Here is a 12,852-nt window from a genome sequence, read left to right on the forward strand (position 1 = left end):
GAAAGAACGATTTATTCTTCGTATGTATCAATTTTGTATAACCACTTTTGTACACTAGCGGGTGGTCCTTCTGTTCTCCATTTTATTGTGCACATTCCACAGGAGCAGTGAATTTTTCCTTTTGCAAAAATACCAGCTGTTTCAGGAGTATGTCCCCATGCGTGTTTTGCGATAATCATCTTTCGGCGCATCGTACGCTGACGTTGGTGTCTTGTATAAGCACGTGTTCTTTCAAATTTCATATATGTAATCCCTCCTTGTAGTACAAGCAGCTTGCAAGAGCGTACAAGGAGTTCATCTCTTACAAGCTACTCAGGTACAAGAAGGTAATAAATAATTTCACATTTTACCCTCCTATCTGTTGTTTAAGTATACGTATTGAGGCTTTGTGAGACAAATATTAAGCTTAAAAACATCGTACAGACACAAACAACCTCACGCCCACATACACATAATAAAGACCACTATTTTGGCGGAGGTGAAAGGTTTGAGTCTATTCGCCGCAATTGGATATATGGTTCGAGAAGTGTTTGTATTTGTTTCTTATGTGAAGAACAATGCGTTCCCGCAGCCGTTATCATCAGATGATGAGAGAAAGTACTTAGAGTTAATGGAGCAAGGTGATGCTCAAGCGAGAAATCTTTTAATTGAACATAATTTACGGCTTGTAGCTCATATCGTTAAGAAATTTGAAAACACCGGTGAAGATGCAGAAGATTTAATTTCAATTGGTACAATTGGGCTCATTAAAGCGATCGAGAGTTATTCTGCAGGGAAAGGAACTAAGCTTGCGACATATGCAGCACGCTGTATCGAAAATGAAATTTTGATGCATCTACGTGTGCTGAAGAAGACGAAAAAAGATGTTTCACTTCATGATCCAATCGGGCAAGATAAAGAGGGCAATGAAATATCGCTTATTGATATATTAAAGTCAGAATCTGAAGATGTAATTGATATGATTCAGCTTAGTATGGAGTTAGAAAAGATTAAAGAGTATATCGATATTTTAGACGAACGAGAGAAAGAAGTAATTGTGAAGCGTTTTGGATTAGGGCTTGATAAAGAGAAAACACAGAGGGAGATTGCGAAGGCACTCGGTATCTCAAGAAGCTACGTATCGCGAATTGAAAAGCGTGCTTTAATGAAAATGTTCCATGAATTTGTGCGGGCTGAGAAAGAGAAGAAAGCAAAAGAATAGAGTATAGGAAAGGCAACCGTATTTCAAAAGCGGCTGCTTTTTCTTCTGTAAAAAGGAAAGAAAACGAGCTGCTCTAAGAAGAAATACATGTTCACTGTTGAAAATGGCGGGTTCTATCTGTAATATTAGAAGGTGCTAAACAATTTAAGAATAAAAATTATACTTAGTTTTTCTTCATGTATAACGAGACGGCTCCATGCTATATGTGGGAATAAGAACCAATTTTACATATGATATAGAGAGAAAAGAAGGAGAAACTAAAGTTATAGACTGGTTAGGAGGTTTCGTAATTTGCGACGTACATTATATCGACTTATGATCGAACTTACAAATGGTCGTTTTACTTCTTATATATTACGTAAATTTGCACAATCTCGTTTGAGCTCTATCATTATTCCATCGTATGCGAAAGTGTTTCAAATTAATCAAGATGAGATGGAAAAGGGTTTGAAGGAATATCAAACATTGCATGATTTATTTACGCGTAGGCTAAAAGAAGGAAAGCGTAGTATTGATGCAGATGCATCGAGTATCGTTAGTCCTGTTGACGGTGTTTTTGCTGATCAAGGTCCTATTGAGGATACAAAAACATTCGATATAAAAGGAAAGCGTTATTCAATTGTGGATATGCTAGGTAATGAAGAGCGTGCAAAGCGATATGCAGGCGGTACATACATGGTAATTTATTTGAGTCCAAGTCATTATCATCGTATTCATAGTCCGCTCTCTGGCTCTGTCACTGAAAGATTTGTACTTGGCAGAAAATCATATCCAGTAAATGCAGCGGGTATGGAGTATGGGAAAGAACCATTGTCAAAAAATTATCGCTCTGTTACAGAAGTAAATAGTGAAGGTGAACATATGGCGCTTGTAAAAGTAGGTGCCATGTTTGTTAATAGTATTGAGCTCCTTCATGAAAGAAGTACTGTTCAAAAAGGTGAAGAGATGGCATACTTTACATTTGGTTCAACAGTTGTTTTATTATTTGAAAAAGATATGATTGAAGCAGTGCAGGAATTGACAAGTGGACAAGAGCTGCGTCTGGGTGAAAAAATTGCAACACGATTATCTCATAAGTAAAGAAAAGATTTTATAATATACTTATGAAGCTCTAATTAAGAAATATGGACAAAGATGCTTAATGAAGAAATCCCCTAGATGGGAGTACTTGTTTATTCGAGAGCCATCGCAGGATGGCTCTTTTTACAGGTCAATCAGCAATCTATATGTACTCAAGAAGATTTGACGAGCTTGTCCTCTAACGAGCGTCGAATAATTTCTTGTTTTATAAGTAAAATGAAGTCGGGATTTAATTTTAGTTCTTTTGCTTTATAATAAGACTCAGTGAGTAACTCAGTAGATAACTGTTCCATATGTTTTGTTTTCAAGGTGAGTCACCTCCTAATAATATAAGGATTGATTCGTTGTTGCATTTAATGTACCAAAAAAATATGACAGTCACAAACAAGAGGTTATCCACATACCGCAGTGGATAAAATGTGTATAGAATGTTAGTAAATTCCAAATTAACTGAAAAATTAATGTGGAAAGTGTGTACAAGTTTATCCACAGGTTATCTATCGAAAAATGTTGTCGAAAAATTTTATGAAAAATCCTCAAAGAGGTGAAAGAAATTGAAGTTATTTTTACCAAATGAATATGTGAAAAATGTATATCATGTTCAACCAGAAGATTTGAAAAAGCGTGGAATTAAAGGAGTTATTACTGATTTAGATAACACTTTAATTGAATGGGATCGTCCAAACGCAACACCACAGCTTGAAGAGTGGTTTTTGAAAATGAAAGAAAATGATATTCAAGTAACGGTCGTTTCAAATAATAACGAGCAACGCGTTAAAGACTTCGCTGACCCATTAGGTATTCCGTTTATTCATAGTGCGCGTAAACCGTTTGTTCGTGCCTTTAAGCGCGCAATACACGAGATGCATTTACAACCAGATGAAGTTGTAGTAATTGGAGATCAGTTACTAACGGATGTGCTCGGTGGGAATCGTGTGGGACTTCATACAATTTTAGTTGTACCAGTAGCGCAAACAGACGGATTGGTAACACGCTTTAATCGAAAAATTGAACGAAGAATTATGAGAAACATGAAGAAAAAAGGCTTAATTAATTGGGAGGAATAAAGTTTGACTGAAACAATTAAATGTATTGGTTGCGGTGTAGAAATTCAAACAGAAAATAAAAATGAAGTAGGATACGCTCCTGCATCATCTTTAGAAAAAGAACAAGTAATTTGCCAACGTTGTTTTCGTTTGAAACATTATAACGAAATTCAAGATGTATCTTTAACGGATGATGATTTCCTTCGTATTTTGAACGGAATTGGACAATCGGACGCACTAGTGGTCAAAATCGTAGATATTTTCGATTTCAATGGTAGCTGGTTACCAGGCTTACATCGTTTTGTAGGGAATAATAAAGTATTACTTGTTGGGAATAAGGCTGACTTAATTCCAAAGTCAGTTAAGCATGATAAAGTAAAACATTGGATGCGCTATAGTGCAAAGCAACTTGGTTTAAAACCAGAAGATGTCTTTTTGATCAGTGCAGCTAAAGGGCAAGGAATCACTGAACTTGCGGATGCAATTGAGTATTACCGTGAAGGCAAAGATGTTTATGTTGTTGGCTGTACGAATGTTGGTAAATCAACATTTATTAACCGTATGATTAAAGAGTTTAGTGATGAGACTGAGAATGTAATTACAACATCACATTTCCCAGGAACAACACTTGATTTAATTGATATTCCATTAGACGAAGAATCTTCTTTATTTGATACGCCAGGTATTATTAACCATCATCAAATGGCACATTATGTTGGGAAACAAAGTTTAAAGCTTATTACACCAACTACAGAGATTAAGCCAATGGTATTCCAATTAAATGAGGAACAAACATTATTCTTTGGCGGATTAGCACGATTTGATTATGTAAGTGGAGGCCGTCGTGCATTCACTTGTCATTTCTCAAACCGTTTAACAATCCATCGCACAAAGCTTGAAAAGGCTGATGAATTGTACGAGAGACATGCTGGGGAATTATTGAATCCACCGACACCAGAAGAATTAGAAAATATGCCTGAGTTTGTGAAATATGAATTTAATATTCGTGAGCCGAAAACGGACGTTGTATTCTCTGGATTGGGCTGGGTTACTGTAAATGAATCAGGAGCGAAAATTGTTGCTCATGTACCAAAAGGAGTAAGTGTTTCATTACGTAAATCTTTAATTTAATATGGAGAGGGATTTATGAAACAATTATATGGTGTAATCGGAAATCCAATTGGACATTCATTATCACCCGTTATGCATAACGATGCATTTGAACACTTGAATATGGATGCCCATTATCATGCGTTTCTTGTAGAAGAAGAGGCGTTAGGGGAAGCAGTAAAAGGTTTAAAAGCATTAGGCATTTCAGGATTTAATGTAACGACTCCTCACAAAGTTGCAATTATGGAGTATCTAGATGAAGTTGCCCCGCTAGCAGAGCAAATCGGTGCAGTAAATACGGTAGTCCATCGAGATGGAAAATTGATTGGGTATAATACGGATGGAATTGGTTTTGTTCGTGCCCTTCAGTCAATTAGTGAAGATCCACTTCAAGAGAAACGTATTTTATTAATCGGTGCAGGTGGTGCTAGTCGAGCTATTTACTTTTCGCTTGCAGATGTAGGTGTGAAAGCAATTGATATTGCTAATCGTACTGTAGATAAGGCGGAAAGTCTTATTGCTGGATGCATGGGAAATGTTAGTTCACATGCTCTATCGCTAGAACGCGCAGCGGAAGTCCAAGGGGAATATGATATTATCATTCAAACAACAACGATAGGCATGCATCCGCATGTTGAATATGCACCGCTAGAAATTCGTTCGTTGAAACAAGGAACGATTGTTTCTGATATTATTTATAATCCATTTGAGACGAAAATTTTAGGCGATGCGAAAGAACAAGGTGCAATAATTCAAAATGGAATCGATATGTTCGTTTATCAAGGCGCACTTGCATTTGAAATGTGGACAGGGTGCGTGCCGAATATTGATAGAATGAAACAATTAGTAATGAGAGAGCTTGGAGGCTAATTATATGTTAACAGGAAAGCAAAAAAGATTTTTACGTGCAAAGGCACATCATTTAACACCGATTTTTCAAGTAGGAAAAGGTGGCGTAAATGAAAATATGGTGAAACAAATTGGAGAAGCGTTAGAAGTTCGTGAACTATTTAAAGTGAGCGTATTACAAAACTGTGAATTTGATCGTCGTGAAGTTGCAGAAGAGCTTGCACAAGGTGCACGAGCTGAAATCGTTCAAGTAATCGGGAGCACAATTGTTTTATACAAAGAATCAAGAGAAAATAAGCAGATTAAGCTTCCACGATAAAAGGTATACGTGAGTTATTTCGTAGTGGACGCTTGATATGTAGAAAGTGAAACCAATTGAACTTTTATATTAACAGTAGACTCTCTTCGAATATTTATGGGGAGAGTTGCTGTATGTAAAAGGAAGGAGCGTTTCTTTTGAGAAAAATTGGCATTATTGGTGGCACGTTTGATCCACCTCATAATGGGCATTTGTTAATTGCAAATGAAGTGTATCATGCTTTAGGGTTGGAAGAGGTATGGTTTTTGCCGAATCAAATTCCACCACACAAGCAAGGGCGTAACATTACGAGTGTGAAAAGTCGATTAAACATGCTGCAAATAGCGACTGAGGAAGAAGCATGCTTTTCAATTTGTTTAGAAGAGCTAGACAGAGAAGGCCCATCTTATACGTACGACACTATGGTACAATTAACGGAGAAGTATCCGGATGTGCAGTTTCACTTTATTATTGGCGGAGACATGGTTGAGTATTTGCCGAAGTGGTATAACATTGAAAAGTTACTTAAGCTTGTGACTTTCGTTGGAGTTGCAAGGCCAGGTTATACATTAAATACGCCTTATGATATCGTAAAAGTGGAAATTCCGGAGTTTGCAGTTTCTTCTTCTCTGTTACGTGAGAGATATATGACGAAGAAAACGTGCAAATATTTACTCCCTGAAAAAGTACAGGTATATATCGAGAGGAATGGGTTGTATGAATCGTGAGGAAGCACTTAGTATTGTCCAACAACAAATGCATGAAAAACGTTATATACACACGATTGGTGTAATGAAAACAGCGATTGAACTTGCTCGGTTATATGGTGTAGATGAGAAAAAGGCAGAGACAGCTGCTATATTTCATGATTATGCAAAATGTAGAGCGATTCCAGAAATGGAAGATATTATCAAGAGAGAAGATTTGCCGAAGGATCTACTTCACTATAACAAAGAGTTATGGCATGCACCTGTTGGGGCATACTTAGTAGAAAAAGAAGTAGGCATTACTGATTCTGAAATTCTACAAGCTATTACATATCATACAAGTGGTCATGAAAAAATGACAATGTTAGATAAAGTTATTTATGTAGCAGATTACATTGAACCAGGACGTAAGTTTCCTGGTGTGGAAGAGGCGAGGGAACTCGCATATAAAGATATAAATCAAGCTTTACTGTTTGCTTTAAAGCGAACAATTCAATTTTTAATGGAAAAAGATCAAACGATTTATCCATTAACATTCCAAACATACAACGCAGTTATCAAGGAGGAAATTAATAAATGAAAGATAAAGAGTTATTAGTATTAGCGGCAAAAGCAGCTGATGATAAGAGAGCAGAAGATATGGTTGTACTAAATATGCAAGGTATTTCACCGATTGCAGACTATTTTATTATTTGTCACGGAAATTCAGACAAGCAAGTGCAAGCAATTGCACGTGAAATTAAAGCGAAGGCACATGAGTTCGAAATTAACGTACAACGTATGGAAGGCTTTGATGAAGCGCGTTGGGTTTTAGTAGACCTTGGTGATGTGGTTGCTCATGTATTCCATAAAGACGAGCGTAATCACTATAATTTAGAGCGTCTATGGGGCGATGTGCCGCGTGAAGATATTGCAGATGAGCTAGATCAATGAAATACGAACAATTTGCTTTGCTGTATGACGAACTGATGAATGATGTCCCTTATGATAAATGGGTGGAATTCACAGAGGAAAGTTTGCAACAGGCATCTATGAAAGAGGCAAAAATTCTTGACGTAGCATGTGGAACGGGTAACGTAACACTTCCGCTTGTGCGAAAAGGTTATGATTTAATTGGTGTAGATCTATCTGAAGAAATGTTAACTGTTGCACAGCAGAAATTGGGGGGAGAAGGTTACTTTATTCCTTTTTACCAACAGGACATGAGAGAGCTTGATGTTCCTGGTGAATTTGATTGTGTGACAATCTTTTGTGACTCATTAAATTATGTATTGCAAGAAGATGGAGTACAAGAAACATTTAGAAGAGTTTTCCACCATTTACGTCAAGATGGCTTGTTTTTATTCGATGTACACTCTTTATATAAAATACATCATGTATTTCAAAATGAAACGTACACTGTGAATGGCGAAGAAATATCACTTATTTGGAACTGCTTCCCTGGAGAAGAATCAGATAGTGTGGAACATGATTTAACATTCTTTGTTCAAGATCCAGAAGAAGATGTGTATCATCGTTTTGACGAATGTCACGTGCAACGTGCATATCAGGTTGAAGAGCTAACGAAATGGCTTGAAGAAGCTGGTTTTACAGTGCTTCGCGTGACTGGTGACTTTGAGCGACTTGAAGTTACAGAACAAACAGAGCGTATTTTCTTCATGGCGAAGAAAAATAGATAAAACAAAAGCAACCGCTAAGGTTGCTTTGTTTTATAGAAAAGATGTAGTTTTAGTTCTAGAAAAATAAAAAGATGATATGTGTAAAGTGTAAAAATGCTAGTTTTAGTGAAAATGTAGTATGAAAAAGATAAGTATTAATTAAAGGATTTGGAATTACGATGGCGTATTTATTATGTGTGTTTATTGAATTGCTGCTCAACGCACTTTAAATCTTCATCAAATTTCTCATGTGTCCGTTCGATTAATTTATGAAACATATCCCCAACGTGCTCTTCTAAAATGCGAATACCTTCTCCTGTAACACCGCCCTTGACACATACCTTTTCTTGTAAAGTGGGTAATGTGAAAATTTCTTTTTCAAGTAATTTCCCCATTCCAATGACCATTTCACTTACTAAAGTAGTCGCTTCTTCATGTGTAATGTTTGTTTTATCTACAGCAGCGTTAATAAAACATTGTAATAAATAACTAAAAAAAGCAGGGCCACAGCTTGCTATATCAGATGAAACGCGCGTTATATCTTCTTCTATAACAAGGGGAGTAGAAATGTTTTTGAATAGATGAAGTAGTTCTTGTTTCCATTCTTCAGAGCAGTTATTTCCAAATGTAAATAGTGATGCGCCAGATAAAGCGCGGTTTGTAATACTTGGAATGATTCGTGCGATATGGCAAGGTATAAGCGTTTCTAATTGTGATGGAGATATTGGGCTTGTAATAGAAACTAAGCACTTTTCATCTGAAAAATGTTCAGCGTATTTTTGTAGGATAGGGTATATATCTATCGGTTTTACGCAAATGAAAATAAGCTGGGAGTGTTCGATTACCTCTTGGATTGTTTTGGCTATATGAACAGAAGGGTATTTTTCCTTTATATGATATGCTTTGGCAGGCGTCCGATTAATAATAGTAAGGCACGAAGGTTTGACAGCACGGGTTTCTAAAAAAGCATCGATTAGTATATTCCCCATGTTCCCTGTCCCTATAATTCCTATGTTCAATGTTTCATCCCTCCTTCGTAACGGCTTTCTCCTAAACAATATGAATGATGTTATGAATTTATGATTAGAGGTGTAAAATGATGTGGGATTTTCCAAAGAAATGGTTGGGGTTAGTGGTTATTATTGGAACTGCAATTTTTCTTCTTTTCTGGAAAACGAACCAGCATGCAGAGCAAACAATTATGACAACAGATGTCCAAATGAAAGAGGTCGAGAAGAAAGGGAAACCGAAAGAGTTGGGCACAAAGGAGCAGAAAAAAAACATTGTAATTGATGTAAAAGGAGCTGTTTTTAAAGAGGGAGTGTATGAAATGAAGGAAGGGGAGCGGGTGAAGGATGCGGTTGAAAAAGCAGGTGGTTTTTTACCGGATGCAGAGATAAAGAAAGTGAATTTGGCACAAGTTGTACAAGATCAAATGCTTCTTTATATTCCTAACAAAAATGAACCAGTGCAAGAGGGGGCTGCTTCTTCAAAAAAAGAGGGGAAAGTACAAATAAATACAGCTTCTAAAGAACAACTTGAAAAAATAACAGGTATTGGTTCCCGGAAAGCGGAAAGTATTTTGAAATATCGAGAAGAACACGGACCGTTTCAGAAAATAGAAGATTTATTGGAGATTGACGGGATTGGAACGAAGTCACTTGAGAAAATAAAAGATCAAATAATTATTCCGTAAAAGATTGACGAAGTTTTTCTTTTTTCGCTACACTACAAGTAGACAAAAAAGTAGGTGAAGATATGGAACGAATTTCATGGGATCAATATTTTATGACGCAAAGCCATTTATTATCTTTGCGTAGTACATGTACAAGGCTTGCGGTAGGAGCGACAATCGTTCGTGATAAACGAATTATTGCTGGCGGATATAATGGTTCAATTAAAGGTGGTGTGCATTGTATAGACGATGGTTGCTACGTCATTGATAATCATTGTGTTCGTACAATTCATGCTGAAATGAATGCTTTATTGCAATGTGCGAAGTTTGGTGTGAAAACAGAGGAATCGGAAATATACGTTACGCATTTCCCTTGTTTGCAATGTTGCAAGGCGATTATTCAAAGTGGTATTACAGCAGTTTATTATGCACAGGATTATAAAAACCATCCGTATGCCATAGAGTTGTTTGAACAAGCGAATGTGACAGTGAAACACGTTCCGCTAGAATACGATATTGCCTCGCTAGAGGAGCAAGAGCGTCATTTGCAGTTAAAAGAACTATTCTCATCTTTCGAAAAAGATAGTTTGTCAATGGAAGAATTACAGCATGTATTCACTAAAGCAAAAATGATGCTATAAGGAGTGGATATGAGTTGCAGGGACAATCGGGCTATGTTGCAATCTCGTTTATAATGGGGATTGCAATTGCCTTTTCCTCGTCGTATTTGTTGACTGCTTGTTGTTTCGTTGGTTATGTTTTATTTTATTTGTATCGTACCTCTCATATAACCTTCATTATTTGTATGTTAGCGTGTTTTAGCGGCGCTATGTATACCGCGTATGTTCAAAGTCAAAATAAGCCTCTAGGAGGGTCCTACGAAGTTACACGAGGTGTTATACAAAATACGCCTTTTATTAATGGGGATCGCCTTTCTTTTCAAATAAAAGATCAAAATGAGGATATAGTGCAGTTGAACTATAAAATTCAATCTGCATCAGAAAAGGAGCAATTGCGTCAATTATTTGCAGGAATAGCATGTACATTTAAAGGGGAGAAGCAAGAACCGCAAACTGCCAGGAATTTTCATGCTTTTGATTATCGTGATTATTTATACCAGCAAAAAATACATTTTATATTCAATGTGATAGATATTTCTGAATGTCATAAAACATCGTTGTCTCTCGTGCAGTGGATTTTCTTTTTTAGGCAACAAGCAATCTCGAAAGTTACAGAAATATTTCCGGAACAGTCAGGTGCTTTTATGAACGCATTATTATTTGGAGATCGACAACAAATGTCGTTTGAAGTAGAAGAACAATATCAACAATTCGGTCTTATACATTTGTTGGCAATTTCAGGTTCGCATATCGTATTGCTGATAGTTATAATGTATTTTGTTTTACTAAGAAGTGGTGTAACGAAGGAGAGAGCAACAGTATGTCTTATAGTTTGTATTCCTTTGTATATGATCATAGCAGGTGCATCACCGTCTGTCGTAAGGGCTTCTATAACAGGAGTATTGTTGCTAGTAGCTTTCATATGTTCTGTTCGCTTATCTAGCTTAGATGCATTAAGTATAACGGCTATATGTATGCTTATATACGATCCGTATCTTATCTTCAATATTGGATTCCAGTTTTCATTTGTAGGTAGCTTTGCCTTACTGTTATCTGCTCCGATATTACTAGCGCGTAGTAACAGAGCAATCCGAAATGGGATTTATATTTCTGTTGTTTCACAGCTCGTTAGCACCCCAATTTTGCTATATCATTTTGGTTATTTTTCTCCTTATAGTATTTTCCTCAATCTTTTGTATGTTCCGTTTCTATCTATTTTTGTATTACCCTGTAGCATTGTTATCCTTCTATGTATGCCGATCATTCCATTTCTTGCGAAAGGAATTGCATATGTATTATCGATATGTTTAACCGTTTCTAATAATTTTTTAAGCTACTGTGAAAATTTCCCGTTTATCCGCCTTACTTTCGGTCAAACACCCTTAATTCTTGTGATTATATATTGTTTTAGCATTATTAGCATATTGGTGTTTTGGGAAAAGAGAATATCCCAAAGGATTTTTTTCATGGTTGTAGGCGTATTTCTTTTTATTTGTACGTGTCATTATGTATCACCATATTTTCGCGAAAGTGGGAGTATTACATTTCTTGATGTTGGACAGGGAGATGCGATATTAATTCGTCTCCCGTACGATAAAGGGGTCTATCTTATTGATACAGGTGGAGCGCTTCATATCAAGAAGGAAGCGTGGCAAGAAAAAAAGCATGAATTTTCTGTTGGACATGATATTCTTATTCCTTTTTTACAAAAGGAAGGTATTAAAACAATTGATAAATTAATTGTAACGCATGGAGATGCGGATCATATAGGCGCTGCGCAGGATTTATTATCATTTATTACTATAAAAGAAGTTGTATTTGGGAGAAAGGACCAAGATGCTGTATTAGAAAAAGCGTTAAAGAAAACAGCGTTAGCAAAGAGAGTGAAGGTAAGTGTAGTAGGAGAGGGTGAGGGATGGAGAGTAAATGAAGCGGAATTTTTTGTATTAGCTCCAAAAGGAAAAGAAAAAGGAGAAAATGATTCCTCGGTTGTAATATGGGCGAAATTAGGAGGGTTAACATGGTTATTCACGGGTGACTTAGAAGAAGAAGGTGAACGGCTTGTAGTATCAACATATCCGGAGTTGAGGGCTAACATTTTGAAGGTTGCGCATCATGGGAGTAAAACGTCATCTACCGACCCTTTTTTGAGCCTTGTACAGCCTAGTATAGCGATTATTTCTGCTGGAGAGCGTAATAGGTATGGGCACCCACATAAGGAAGTTATAGAGAGTTTTAAGAAGAATGGTATTGAAATATGGCGTACGGATAAGCAAGGTGCTATTTCTTATGTTTTTAAAGGGGAAAAAGGAACCTTTCGCAGTAAAATCACATATGATGAAACACATAATAGATAAAAAAGAAGACTGCCATTAAGCAGCAGCCTTTAAGAACCGATAAATTTAATAACAGTTGCAATAATGAAAAGTGTTGCGAAAAAACCAAATGAGACGATAAATCCTACCCCTGAATCAATAGCGTCATTGCGTTTGCTTTGAACGTTTTGTTCAAAATTATTCATTTAGAATCCCTCCCCAACATTCCACTTTAGTATAAAATATTGTCAGAAAAAAATCTACAATTTATAAATGGAGAGAAAAAGAGCATA

The 12,852-nt window shown here is 36.5% G+C and carries 17 protein-coding genes; 13 read left to right on the top strand and 4 right to left on the bottom strand.

From position 1 onward, the window contains the following. Positions 1-11 precede the first annotated feature (11 nt). Positions 12-242, bottom strand: coding sequence for a hypothetical protein (locus CDB3_RS02320; RefSeq protein WP_097830634.1), 231 nt, complete (start codon positions 240-242; stop codon positions 12-14). Positions 243-487: 245 nt separating this feature from the next. On the opposite strand from CDB3_RS02320, the gene sigK reads away from it, so the two are divergent. Further along, complete coding sequence (gene sigK / locus CDB3_RS02325; protein WP_000051382.1) at positions 488-1,201, top strand: RNA polymerase sporulation sigma factor SigK; 714 nt, start codon at positions 488-490, stop codon at positions 1,199-1,201. Positions 1,202-1,492: 291 nt separating this feature from the next. Then, a complete protein-coding gene (locus CDB3_RS02330) occupies positions 1,493-2,281 on the top strand; it encodes a phosphatidylserine decarboxylase (protein WP_071747392.1) in 789 nt (262 codons plus the stop codon). Between the two features lie 152 nt (positions 2,282-2,433). Here CDB3_RS02330 and sda read toward each other — a convergent pair whose 3' ends face one another. After that, on the bottom strand, positions 2,434-2,589 hold the full coding sequence (gene sda / locus CDB3_RS02335; protein WP_000850094.1) for a sporulation histidine kinase inhibitor Sda: 156 nt from the start codon (positions 2,587-2,589) through the stop codon (positions 2,434-2,436). A gap of 246 nt (positions 2,590-2,835) precedes the next feature. Between sda and CDB3_RS02340 the strand changes: the two genes are divergently transcribed. The 8 genes from CDB3_RS02340 (at position 2,836) to CDB3_RS02375 (ending at position 7,970) form a co-directional block, all read left to right on the top strand. Further along, the gene (locus tag CDB3_RS02340; protein ID WP_002145684.1) at positions 2,836-3,348 is read left to right on the top strand and encodes a YqeG family HAD IIIA-type phosphatase; all 513 of its coding nucleotides are present in this window, start codon (positions 2,836-2,838) and stop codon (positions 3,346-3,348) included. Positions 3,349-3,351: 3 nt separating this feature from the next. Continuing rightward, complete coding sequence (yqeH, locus tag CDB3_RS02345; RefSeq protein ID WP_000140802.1) at positions 3,352-4,458, top strand: ribosome biogenesis GTPase YqeH; 1,107 nt, start codon at positions 3,352-3,354, stop codon at positions 4,456-4,458. 15 nt (positions 4,459-4,473) lie between these two features. Continuing rightward, positions 4,474-5,307, top strand: coding sequence for a shikimate dehydrogenase (gene aroE / locus CDB3_RS02350; protein WP_128853366.1), 834 nt, complete (start codon positions 4,474-4,476; stop codon positions 5,305-5,307). Between the two features lie 4 nt (positions 5,308-5,311). Continuing rightward, the gene (yhbY, locus tag CDB3_RS02355) at positions 5,312-5,605 is read left to right on the top strand and encodes a ribosome assembly RNA-binding protein YhbY (protein ID WP_000955223.1); all 294 of its coding nucleotides are present in this window, start codon (positions 5,312-5,314) and stop codon (positions 5,603-5,605) included. Between the two features lie 137 nt (positions 5,606-5,742). Next, positions 5,743-6,312, top strand: coding sequence for a nicotinate-nucleotide adenylyltransferase (locus CDB3_RS02360; RefSeq protein WP_097830637.1), 570 nt, complete (start codon positions 5,743-5,745; stop codon positions 6,310-6,312). After that, entirely contained in the window at positions 6,302-6,871 is a 570-nt protein-coding gene (gene yqeK / locus CDB3_RS02365; protein WP_128853367.1) for a bis(5'-nucleosyl)-tetraphosphatase (symmetrical) YqeK, read from the top strand. The genes CDB3_RS02360 and yqeK overlap by 11 nt, the downstream gene beginning before the upstream one ends. Continuing rightward, positions 6,868-7,224, top strand: coding sequence for a ribosome silencing factor (rsfS, locus tag CDB3_RS02370; RefSeq protein WP_000653209.1), 357 nt, complete (start codon positions 6,868-6,870; stop codon positions 7,222-7,224). Before yqeK ends, rsfS begins: the two co-directional genes overlap by 4 nt. Beyond that, the gene (locus CDB3_RS02375; RefSeq protein WP_071747387.1) at positions 7,221-7,970 is read left to right on the top strand and encodes a class I SAM-dependent methyltransferase; all 750 of its coding nucleotides are present in this window, start codon (positions 7,221-7,223) and stop codon (positions 7,968-7,970) included. The genes rsfS and CDB3_RS02375 overlap by 4 nt, the downstream gene beginning before the upstream one ends. A 170-nt stretch (positions 7,971-8,140) precedes the next feature. Here CDB3_RS02375 and comER read toward each other — a convergent pair whose 3' ends face one another. Then, positions 8,141-8,968 (bottom strand): late competence protein ComER, encoded by an 828-nt coding sequence (comER, locus tag CDB3_RS02380; RefSeq protein WP_128853368.1) that lies wholly within the window; start codon positions 8,966-8,968, stop codon positions 8,141-8,143. Between the two features lie 77 nt (positions 8,969-9,045). Here comER and CDB3_RS02385 point away from each other — a divergent pair, with 77 nt between their 5' ends. The 3 genes from CDB3_RS02385 to CDB3_RS02395 all read left to right on the top strand — a co-directional run bounded on the left by CDB3_RS02385 (position 9,046) and on the right by CDB3_RS02395 (position 12,601). Continuing rightward, positions 9,046-9,645, top strand: coding sequence for a helix-hairpin-helix domain-containing protein (locus tag CDB3_RS02385; protein ID WP_097830642.1), 600 nt, complete (start codon positions 9,046-9,048; stop codon positions 9,643-9,645). A gap of 62 nt (positions 9,646-9,707) precedes the next feature. Further along, a complete protein-coding gene (locus tag CDB3_RS02390) occupies positions 9,708-10,265 on the top strand; it encodes a ComE operon protein 2 (protein ID WP_000439790.1) in 558 nt (185 codons plus the stop codon). A 14-nt stretch (positions 10,266-10,279) separates the two neighbouring features. After that, positions 10,280-12,601 carry a DNA internalization-related competence protein ComEC/Rec2 gene (locus tag CDB3_RS02395; RefSeq protein WP_128853369.1) on the top strand — a complete coding sequence of 774 codons (2,322 nt, stop codon included), beginning with the start codon at positions 10,280-10,282 and terminating at the stop codon, positions 12,599-12,601. A 29-nt stretch (positions 12,602-12,630) separates the two neighbouring features. Here the strand turns inward: CDB3_RS02395 and CDB3_RS02400 are convergent, their stop codons facing one another. Further along, positions 12,631-12,765 (bottom strand): YqzM family protein, encoded by a 135-nt coding sequence (locus CDB3_RS02400; RefSeq protein ID WP_001058627.1) that lies wholly within the window; start codon positions 12,763-12,765, stop codon positions 12,631-12,633. Between the last annotated feature and the right edge of the window lie 87 nt (positions 12,766-12,852).

It is taken from the genome of Bacillus sp. CDB3 (assembly GCF_002081505.1).
Classification (GTDB): Bacteria; Bacillota; Bacilli; order Bacillales; family Bacillaceae_G; genus Bacillus_A; species Bacillus_A cereus_AT.

What these genes read in the sequence shown, in the direction of transcription:
- CDB3_RS02320 (WP_097830634.1), bottom strand. Translation starts at nt 242, where the DNA reads ATGAAATTTGAAAGAACACGTGCTTATACAAGACACCAACGTCAGCGT.
- aroE (WP_128853366.1), top strand. Translation starts at nt 4,474, where the DNA reads ATGAAACAATTATATGGTGTAATCGGAAATCCAATTGGACATTCATTA.
- yhbY (WP_000955223.1), top strand. Translation starts at nt 5,312, where the DNA reads ATGTTAACAGGAAAGCAAAAAAGATTTTTACGTGCAAAGGCACATCAT.
- yqeK (WP_128853367.1), top strand. Translation starts at nt 6,302, where the DNA reads ATGAATCGTGAGGAAGCACTTAGTATTGTCCAACAACAAATGCATGAA.
- rsfS (WP_000653209.1), top strand. Translation starts at nt 6,868, where the DNA reads ATGAAAGATAAAGAGTTATTAGTATTAGCGGCAAAAGCAGCTGATGAT.
- CDB3_RS02375 (WP_071747387.1), top strand. Translation starts at nt 7,221, where the DNA reads ATGAAATACGAACAATTTGCTTTGCTGTATGACGAACTGATGAATGAT.
- CDB3_RS02385 (WP_097830642.1), top strand. Translation starts at nt 9,046, where the DNA reads ATGATGTGGGATTTTCCAAAGAAATGGTTGGGGTTAGTGGTTATTATT.
- CDB3_RS02390 (WP_000439790.1), top strand. Translation starts at nt 9,708, where the DNA reads ATGGAACGAATTTCATGGGATCAATATTTTATGACGCAAAGCCATTTA.
- CDB3_RS02400 (WP_001058627.1), bottom strand. Translation starts at nt 12,765, where the DNA reads ATGAATAATTTTGAACAAAACGTTCAAAGCAAACGCAATGACGCTATT.